This is a genomic window from Terriglobia bacterium (assembly GCA_020073185.1).
Classification (GTDB): Bacteria; Acidobacteriota; Terriglobia; order Terriglobales; family Acidobacteriaceae; genus JAIQGF01.
The window spans coordinates 1-4359 of record JAIQFT010000114.1 but is presented as its reverse complement, the minus strand read 5'-3'; the positions used below and the strand labels follow the sequence as shown (position 1 = coordinate 4359).

The 4359-nt window shown below is 62.3% G+C and carries 1 protein-coding gene; it reads right to left on the bottom strand.

Annotated features, from left to right (window positions below; translation table 11 throughout):
• Positions 1-318 precede the first annotated feature (318 nt).
• Positions 319-3714 carry a hypothetical protein gene (locus LAN64_20530; protein ID MBZ5570213.1) on the bottom strand — a complete coding sequence of 1132 codons (3396 nt, stop codon included), beginning with the start codon at positions 3712-3714 and terminating at the stop codon, positions 319-321.
• Between the last annotated feature and the right edge of the window lie 645 nt (positions 3715-4359).

Sequence of the window (4359 nt, the reverse complement as noted above, 5' to 3'; positions counted from 1 at the left end):
CCCAGAAGGCGAACACCAGCGCCACGATGCTGATGCTGGAAAGCACCAGCGTCGCCCAGAACCACCGCCGTCCGTGTTCGCTGTCCCGCACGGAACCTCGCGCCCGGGGCACAAAATCACCCTCACCGGTCAACTGATGTTCCTTCGCCGGGCGCACACGGGTCAGTGACCCATGTCACGAGCGGGTGTGAGGAGTGAACGGCCCAATAGGGATTGAATCCGCGCGATGGACTTCGTCGTTGGTCGCCGGCCGTTTGCGGCTGGACCCAGTGTTGACCGCCGAGCCTGACGAACGACTAACGACCAACGGCTCTTTCCTTACTGTCCTGAACTTGCCCCCGCCCCGCCCTTGAGTTCGATGGGCCCGCCGGCAAACAGCGTATTCGCGCCCTTCTCCAGCGCCAGCTTGTTAAATGCCGCCACGTCGGTGCGCAATAGCTCGTTGAACTCCGCCAGGAACACATCCAGTTCCTTCTTCGCCGCCGCCACGTCTTCCATCACCAGGGGCGTCGGCGCCTGGTTGTAGGGCTGCGAAACCGCCCGGTACGCGCTTTGCAGGCGGTCATGGAAGCGCGCCAGGTTATGCAGCCGCGCCATCGGGTCGTTCACCCCGGCGGCATTGAACACTTCGCCCTCCACCGCCTTCAGCTTGTGCTGCAAAGCGCGCGCCTGCGCCAGAACCGGCCGATATGCGGCGTTCTCCACCCCGATGTTCTCCGCCTCCGGCCCCAGCAGCCGCAGCGCGGTCGCGATCTGCGATTGCAGGCTGTCCATGCGGTTCAGCGACTCGTTGGTCGCGTTCATCCATTTGCGCAACTCCAGCGCCTGCTGCAACTGCGCCCGTCCCGCTTCCATGTCGAACGGCAAGCGAGGATCGGACTCCACTGCGACTTCTGTGTTCTCGGTCTTCCCCGCCGCCGTCACTGTGACCTTGTAATTCCCCGGCAGCGCCGCCGGCCCGCCCGGATTGAAGAACTCGTTCTCTTCATCCGGACGCCGCGCCGAGTTCAGCCGCTTGGCATCGTCATACCGAATGTTCCAGGTGACGCGACTCAGTCCCTGCTTCCCCGGCCCGTATAGGGTGCGCACCACCTGCCCATTCGCATCCGAGACCACGATCTTCACCGGCCCGCGCCGCTGGCCGCGATCTTCGGCGGCCTCGCTGGCGGGTTGCTCTTCTTTTTCCGGTCCGGCCTCTTCCGCGCGCGCCGCCTCGGCGCCTTGCGAAGGCGCGCTCGCCTGGTGCTGAGGCTGACCGCCTGCCGCCCGTGTACGCTCCGCCGCGCCCGGCGCTGGCGTCTGCGTGCCCGGTTCGATTGCCTTAGCCAGGTAGTACGAGATGATCACTCCGGTCGGCGGGTTCGGCGCCGAAAAATCTCCGCGCGCGCTGAATCCGTGCTTCTCGCCCGCTCGCATCCGCCATTTCACACCCGGCTGTGACGAATACAGGTGGAACTCCTTACCCAGCACCTGCGCTGTCGTCTCTTCCAGCGGCGTGATGTCATCCAGCACGAACAGCCCGCGCCCGTGCGTGGCCACGATGAGGTCATGATTCGCCTGGTGGAACTTGATGTCGTAAATCGGCGCCGCCGGGAAATTGCCTTTCATCGCCGTCCAGCGCCCGCCTTCGTCGTACGAATAGAACAAGCCGGCATCGGTGCCGAGCACCAGCATGCCCTTTTGGTTCGGATTCTCGCGCACCACGCGCGCCGGATCGTCCCCCGGCAGACCGCTGGCGATGGAAGTCCAGGTCTTGCCGAAGTCATGCGTCTTGAAAACGTACGGCTTGTTGTTCTCGACTTGGTGGTAATCCAGCGCGACATACGCCGTCCCTGGAGCAAAGGGCGAGACCTCGATCTGTTGCACGCGTCCCCACTCCGGCACCTTAGGTGGCGTGACGTTGGACCACGTCTTGCCGCCGTCGCGCGTCACCTGCACCAGTCCGTCGTCGGTGCCCACCCAGATCACGTTGGCATCGCTCGGCGACAGCGCCATGGACAGGATCGTGTCAAACGTCTCCGCGCCGCTCATGTCCAGCTCCACCGGGCCGCCGCTGGCCAATTGCTTCGACTTGTCATTGCGCGTCAGGTCGGGGCTGATCGGGTTCCACGTCTTGCCCGCGTCGGTGGATTGGAACAGCACGTTGCCCCCGAGATACACAGTCTTCCAATCGTTCGGCGCCGCCGCAATCGGTGAAGTCCAGTTGAAACGGTACCTCAGATCCTTGGGCGCCATGTCGGTCACGCCATGCAGGTACGGCCGCATAAAATCCGACGTGCCCGTCGTCAGGTTCATGCGCGTGATCGACCCATTCTGCGAATCGGCGTAAATCAGGTTTGACTTGCCTCCCGCGGGCACGATGTACTCGCCGTCGCCGCCCACCGCCGTCCACCAGTCCGCGCCCACGATCCCGCCGCGTGACAAGCTGTTCGAGGGCCCGCACCAGCCGTTGTTGTCCTGCAATCCGCCGCACAGCAGGTATGGACGGTTGTCGTCGAAGGCCACCATGTAGAACTGCTCGATGGGAATGTTGTCGAGGTAGCGCCAGGTCTTGCCCGCGTCGGTGGAGACGTACGCACCGCCGTCGTTGCCGTTGATCATACGGCTGGGATCTCTCGGGTCAATCCAGAAGGCGTGATGGTCCACGTGCACCGTGCGCCCGATCACCTGTGCCGACTTACCGCCGTCGTGCGACTCCAGCATCTGATACGACAAAAAGTAGATGTGGTTCTCGCTGTCCGGTGAGACGTACAGCGTGGTGAAATAAAAGCCGCGATTGATGTAGCGGACATCGGAGCTGACCAGCTTCCAGTGCTCGCCCAGGTCGGTCGAGTCCCACAGCGTGCCCTTCTTCGCCTCGATCAGCGCGTACACGTGGTTGCCGTTGCTCGGCGCGACCGATAGCCCGACGCGCCCCAGTGGCCCCTTGGGCAAGCCCTCGCTCAATTTCTTCCACGTCGTCCCGCCGTCGGTCGAACGATAGATTCCGGTCTGATTGCCGCCGCTCACCAGCATCCACGGAGAGCGCACGAACTCCCACATGCCGGCGAACAGCACCATCGGGTTCGACGGGTCCATTACCAGGTCGCTCGCGCCCGTCTTGTCGTCAACATAGAGGACCTTCTGCCATGTTTTCCCGCCGTCGATGGTGCGGAAAACACCGCGGTCCGGGTTCGGGCCCCACACGTGCCCAAGCACGCCGACATAAACGATGTCCGGGTTCGACGGGTGCACTACGATCTGCGAGATCTGCCCGGCGCTCTCCAGGCCCATGAATTTCCAGCTTGCGCCCGCGTCGGGCGAGAAGTACACGCCCTTTCCGGTGACCACGTCATTGCGCGGGTTCGCCTCGCCGGTTCCCACCCAAACCAGATTCGGGTTCGATGGCGCCAACGCGATCGCGCCGATCGAAGCTGTCGGCTGCTTCTCGAAGATCGCCTTCCAGGTCAAGCCGGCGTCGGTGGTTTTCCACACTCCGCCCGCGGCCGCGCCCACGTAATAGACATTCGCGTTGCCGGGAATTCCCGCCACCGCCGCCACGCGCCCGCCGCCCGCCGCCGGGCCGAGGTTGCGGAACTTCCAGTTCTCCATGATGTCGGGCGTTTTCGTCTCCGCGGGTATCGGCGCGCCTTTCTGCGCGCCCGCAACGGCAGCGAACAGCAACCACGCCAAGGTGGTGATGAATACCTTCTTCGTGAATGATGTGGATGTCATCTCTGTGCTCCTGCGAGGAAATCCTTCAACATGCAAACCGCCAAGCCTAACGCAACTCGCGCGGTGTGCCAACCTACAATGTGGGCGCGAGTTACTTCGATTACTCAACTAAGATTCGTTTGCTGTGGACTTCGCTTTCGTGCCGAGTTCTAATGAGGTGCTGGACGGGGGAGTCATGGACACGCAATCGGCGAGTCCGGCAGCGGACCGTAAATCTGGGAAAGTGGTTAGGGTTTTTGTCAACTATGGTTTTGTTGAAGCTGACGACAACCCGGAGCATGATATTTACTTTAAGACCTCATGGTTCCGAGGATCGCCCCCACTCCGCGAAGGTGAGCCCATAACCTTCCAAGTTCGAGCATTCGAGAACGACCGAGAGGCTGCATTTAACATCAGCCGCGTTAGCGAAGATCGTTCAGAAAGACCCTCCCGAGATGCGCGTCCAAGAAGCCGGCTTCCGAGGACGGGGCGACTTTTTGATTGGGCCTACTTCGGCTATATGCCGAATCACTGCTGTCCGGTTAAGTTGCAAGGTGATGGCTGCAAGTAGTAGCTGCGCAATAAGTTGAAGCCATTTCGGGCTTGCCGCGATTCGAATGCGAGGAGAGTACACAATGGCTCATGAATCAGGGCCGCACCGTCTTC

Excerpts from the sequence above, each read along its gene's own strand:
- LAN64_20530 (MBZ5570213.1), bottom strand. The coding sequence starts at position 3,714 with ATGACATCCACATCATTCACGAAGAAGGTATTCATCACCACCTTGGCG.